Annotated in this window: 5 protein-coding genes; 2 read left to right on the top strand and 3 right to left on the bottom strand. The window is 39.8% G+C overall.

The annotated features are described in order from the left end of the window. Positions 1-180: 180 nt before the first annotated feature. A complete protein-coding gene (acnA, locus tag AC1DUW_RS21150) occupies positions 181-2892 on the bottom strand; it encodes an aconitate hydratase AcnA (protein ID WP_477643380.1) in 2712 nt (903 codons plus the stop codon). A 385-nt stretch (positions 2893-3277) separates the two neighbouring features. On the opposite strand from acnA, the gene sspO reads away from it, so the two are divergent. Next, a complete protein-coding gene (gene sspO / locus AC1DUW_RS21155) occupies positions 3278-3430 on the top strand; it encodes a small acid-soluble spore protein O (RefSeq protein ID WP_053345875.1) in 153 nt (50 codons plus the stop codon). Between the two features lie 127 nt (positions 3431-3557). Here sspO and AC1DUW_RS21160 read toward each other — a convergent pair whose 3' ends face one another. After that, on the bottom strand, positions 3558-3821 hold the full coding sequence (locus AC1DUW_RS21160; protein WP_053345874.1) for a hypothetical protein: 264 nt from the start codon (positions 3819-3821) through the stop codon (positions 3558-3560). Between the two features lie 113 nt (positions 3822-3934). Between AC1DUW_RS21160 and AC1DUW_RS21165 the strand changes: the two genes are divergently transcribed. Then, positions 3935-4078 carry a small acid-soluble spore protein P gene (locus tag AC1DUW_RS21165; RefSeq protein WP_083450736.1) on the top strand — a complete coding sequence of 48 codons (144 nt, stop codon included), beginning with the start codon at positions 3935-3937 and terminating at the stop codon, positions 4076-4078. A 462-nt stretch (positions 4079-4540) separates the two neighbouring features. Here AC1DUW_RS21165 and AC1DUW_RS21170 read toward each other — a convergent pair whose 3' ends face one another. Continuing rightward, positions 4541-4702, bottom strand: coding sequence for a hypothetical protein (locus tag AC1DUW_RS21170; RefSeq protein WP_161804918.1), 162 nt, complete (start codon positions 4700-4702; stop codon positions 4541-4543). Positions 4703-4786: the final 84 nt, after the last annotated feature.

Consider the following 4786-nt stretch of genomic DNA (forward strand, 5'->3'; position numbering starts at 1 on the left):
ATTCCAGAAATAGAACAACTTACTTCCATTTCCACTAACCTCTTCCATCTTATCAATAAATGCATATTCAGAAAAGCGTTATTCCTAAAAATCACTATATATTATTCCAGTATTTCATAATCTTGACACAAAAAAGCGGCAAACCTAGCATGTAGGTTTGCCGCTTCTCAAAAGCTTAAATTAGCCTTTTAATTTATTACGTAATACCATTTGAAGGATACCACCGTGACGGTAGTAGTCGATTTCGATTTCAGAGTCGAAACGAACAAGTACATCAAATTCTTTTACGTTTCCAGCTTCATCAGTAGCTGTAACTGTTACGATATCACGTGGTTTAACTGTTTCGTCGATTTTAACAGCAATCGCTTCTTTACCAGTTAATCCTAGTGTTTCAGCGTTTTCGCCTTCTTTGAATTGAAGAGGAAGAACACCCATTAACGCAAGGTTAGAACGGTGAATACGTTCGAAGCTTTCAGCGATAACTGTTTTGATGCCAAGAAGGTTAGTACCTTTTGCAGCCCAGTCACGAGAGCTTCCCATACCGTAGTCTTTACCAGCAATAACTGCAAGACCTGTTCCATCAGCTTTGTATTTCATACAAGCATCATAGATAGCCATTACATCGCCTGTTGGCCAGTAAGTAGTGTAACCACCTTCTGTACCTGGAGCGACTTGGTTACGGATACGAATGTTAGCGAAAGTTCCACGCATCATTGCTTCATGGTTACCACGACGAGAACCATAAGAGTTAAAGTCACGTGGTTTCACACCGTTTTCACGAAGGTAGATACCAGCTGGTGTATCTTTACCGATAGCACCTGCAGGAGAAATGTGGTCAGTTGTTACTGAATCACCGAATTTACCTACTACGCGCAAGCCAGAAAGTGGGTTAACTGAACCTGGTTCTGGTGATAATCCTTCAAAGAATGGAGGATTTTGAATGTATGTTGATTTAGAATCGAAAGCGTAAATTGCTTCGTTGCTTGTTTGGATTTCATTCCAACGTTTGTTATCGTTGAATACTGTTTCGTATTCTTTACGGAATAATTCCGGTGTAACTGTTGCTTTAACAGCAGCATTAACTTCTTCTTGTGATGGCCAGATATCAGCAAGATACACATCGTTGCCGTCTTTATCTTTACCAAGTGAATCATTGTTAAGATCGAAGTCCACAGTACCTGCAAGTGCATATGCCACAACCAAAGTTGGAGAAGCAAGGTAGTTTGCTTTCACTAGTGGATGAATACGACCTTCGAAGTTACGGTTACCAGAAAGTACTGAAGTTACTAGAAGATCTGCTTCAGCAACTGCTGCTTCGATTTCGTCCGCTAATGGACCTGAGTTACCGATACATGTTGTACATCCGTAACCAACTACGTTGAATCCTAATTGATCAAGGTATGGTTGAAGACCTGCATCACGAAGGTAACCAGTAACAACTTTAGAACCTGGTGCTAATGATGTTTTTACATAATCCGGAACAGTCAAGCCTTTTTCAACTGCTTTTTTAGCAATAAGACCTGCTCCAAGCATTACGTATGGGTTAGAAGTATTTGTACAGCTTGTGATTGCAGCAATTGCGATCGCGCCTGTTTTCATTACCGTTTCTTTACCATCGGCAAATTTAACAGTTACTTCTTTATCCAATTCAGAATTGTCCATGCCGAAACCTTGGTTACCCATAGGTGCATTGATAGCATCATGGAAAGATTGTTTCATTTGAGAAAGTGGAATCAAATCTTGTGGGCGTTTAGGGCCTGAAAGGTTTGGTTCAATTGCTGAAAGGTCGATTTCCACAACATCATTGTAAGCTGGATCTTCGTTTTCAGGAGAGTAGAACAATCCATTTTCTTTGCAGTAAGATTCAACAACTTTAATTTGTTTTTCATCACGGCCTGTTAAGCGCATGTAATCGATGGCTTCTGCATCAACTGGGAAGAAACCAACTGTAGCACCGTATTCAGGAGCCATGTTAGCAATTGTTGCACGGTCAGCAAGTGGAAGATATCCTACTCCAGGGCCGTAGAACTCAACAAATTTACCAACTACGCCGTGTGCACGAAGAACCTGAGTTACTTTCAATGCAAGGTCAGTAGCTGTTGTTCCTTTAGGAAGTTGACCAGTTAGTTTCACACCAACTACTTTTGGTACTGGGAAGTATGAAGGCTGTCCAAGCATACCTGCTTCTGCCTCGATACCGCCGACACCCCAACCAAGAACACCAATACCGTTGATCATTGTAGTATGTGAATCTGTACCGAATACAGAGTCAGGGAATACTTCAAAGTCGCCGTTTGGAGTTTCAACCGCATGTACTACGTTCGCAAGGTACTCAAGGTTAACTTGGTGAACGATACCAGTTGCTGGTGGAACCGCACGGTAGTTGTTGAATGATTTTTGAGCCCAGCTTAGGAACTGGTAACGCTCTGCATTACGTTCGAATTCAAGATCCATATTGGCATCAAGAGAATCAATTGTACCTGCTTTATCAACTTGTACAGAGTGGTCAATTACAAGGTCAACTGGAATTTCCGGGTTGATTTTATCAGGATCTCCACCAAGTGCAGCGAATGCATTACGTAGAGAAGCTAAATCTACAACAACTGGAACACCAGTGAAATCTTGTAGGATAACACGTGAAGGCTTGAACGGAACATCTATATCTTGTTGCTCGCTTGTTCCCCRTTTAGCAAGGTTCGCAACGTGTTCTTTTGTGATTACTCTTCCGTCTACTTGGCGAAGTACTGCTTCAAGTAGGACTTTAATGGAATATGGAAGGCGTGATACTTGGCCGTCCCCTGCTTTTTCAATAGCGTCTAGGCTGTAGTAGTTGTAGCGTTCCCCTTCAATTTCAAAGGATTTACGCGCTTGGTATACGTCATTTTTCGTCATGAATATTACCCCCTATTAAACTGTCAGAACTTATTCTGCACATAAAAGTAAAACCTGGTTCACTGAAACCATGTCTACTATAAATATAAGTAAAAAAGTTAGTTTGTCGAATTTTCTCTCTGTTCTCCCACCCTAACTCTTCCTTCGACTTAATACTAATATAGAATTGAGTATAAGTAAATAACAAGAAAGTTATTGTTTTTGATAAGTTTGACTTATAGAAAAATCTCCTTTATTTATTAAAGTGCTTTTGGGAAGCCTTACTTGCATGCTGTTTTTCTAAAATGTTCTAATTATATACCTGATAAATTATTCCAATAAAACATATTAGTAATGCATACATAATCATTCACCATTATCACACTCTATGAGTGGAGGTGTCGAAATGGCAAAACAAAAGGCTAATCATGTAATACCCGGAATGAACGCTGCAAAAGCACAGGGTAATGGAGCAGGTTACCATGATGAATTAGGAAATGAACCACCGTTAACCGAGGTCCAAAGGCAAAATAATAAAAAACGAAAGAAAAACCAATAATTTCCTTATTCTAGAATTAAATAGTAAAGGCTTTTTGAAAATGCAGATGAACTGCATTCTTCAAAAAGCCTATTCTATTCTAAAAACAGGGAAAAAGCTCTTCTACTAGTGCCTTCAGGTATAGAAATCAATAATCGTCTGAATTGACTTCATTTACAATTGCCTGAATATCCTGTTCAAATTGTTTTAATTGTTCTCGCTGATGCTCAGAAGCGGTGACTAAAGCTGATTGTATTTGCTGAATGGCCTCATTTACTTCCTGCTTCACATGTTTCAATTCTGTTCCGTAATTCGGCGCCGTTTTTTCAATGGCTGAGTACATATCAGTTACTTGTTGATGGCTTTGCTGAGCTTCTTGAAAAGTCCTCCGCTTATCTTGTTTATCCTGCATTAGATTCATCTCCTTAATTAGTATCCATCCATAGCATGTACGAGGTATACAAATATATGTATATGAATAATTTTTCACCGATTGATTATCTTAAGGTGTAGGAGGGATCGCACATGAACAAAAATGATGGTAAAGATATTCGGAAAAATGCACCTAAAGGGAATAACCCAGGTCAACCTGCCCCGCTAAGCGGTTCTCATAAGGTGAAAAATAGACAGCACTCCCGTCAGAAACATAATAGCAGTCACGATATGTAAAGGGTTCTGCTTATATATTCGTTCCATAACAAAAGCGGTGCCGCCTTAATGGGCCGACATCGCTTTTGTTTACATACTTTTCCTAATGCCCCAGAATGACCAAATGCTGGATTCAAAATAGTCCGTACTAATCTTTTTATATTTTTTGGGGTACGCATTATATCTCTGCACTTGAGTATTAGGCTATACTCAAGGGGATTTCGTTATCCATTTAGGTCTTTTTCCAAATGTTTCACTGTAGGTGTCAAGTTAGCGAAGAAATATGCTCTCGGAGGCGGGTGATGGAGCACTATCTTTTAAATAACCGGCACTCCCGTTATGCATCATACTTGATTGAACGGCTTTAATTGTTAAGTATTCCGCTTTAAGGCGGATATTAGCACCTGGGTAACACCCAGACCGAGAGGAATTTGGTGAGCGATGAATGCCGGACGAATATGCTCCACAAACGTATCAGCATCTTCAGATAACACCCATATTACGTTTATTTTCGTTGATACCAGCTATTAATCCGAACCAATGATTTTCACCAAGGTTTGAAACAGACGCTAGGACACCTTTAAGAATATAGCCGCCCTCCGTCGGTTCTGCACTTAAGTTTTCAAGCCCTGCATAATATTTCATCGGGTTAGACAGGCCTGAAGCACCTAATAGCTTCCCATTAATAACCTACTTTTTATTGCTTCATTTTTAGTATTAAGGATATAC

Source organism: Peribacillus sp. P4_C12, from assembly GCF_056402095.1.

What these genes read in the sequence shown, in the direction of transcription:
- sspO (WP_053345875.1), top strand. Translation starts at nt 3,278, where the DNA reads ATGGCAAAACAAAAGGCTAATCATGTAATACCCGGAATGAACGCTGCA.
- AC1DUW_RS21160 (WP_053345874.1), bottom strand. Translation starts at nt 3,821, where the DNA reads ATGCAGGATAAACAAGATAAGCGGAGGACTTTTCAAGAAGCTCAGCAA.
- AC1DUW_RS21165 (WP_083450736.1), top strand. Translation starts at nt 3,935, where the DNA reads ATGAACAAAAATGATGGTAAAGATATTCGGAAAAATGCACCTAAAGGG.
- AC1DUW_RS21170 (WP_161804918.1), bottom strand. Translation starts at nt 4,702, where the DNA reads ATGAAATATTATGCAGGGCTTGAAAACTTAAGTGCAGAACCGACGGAG.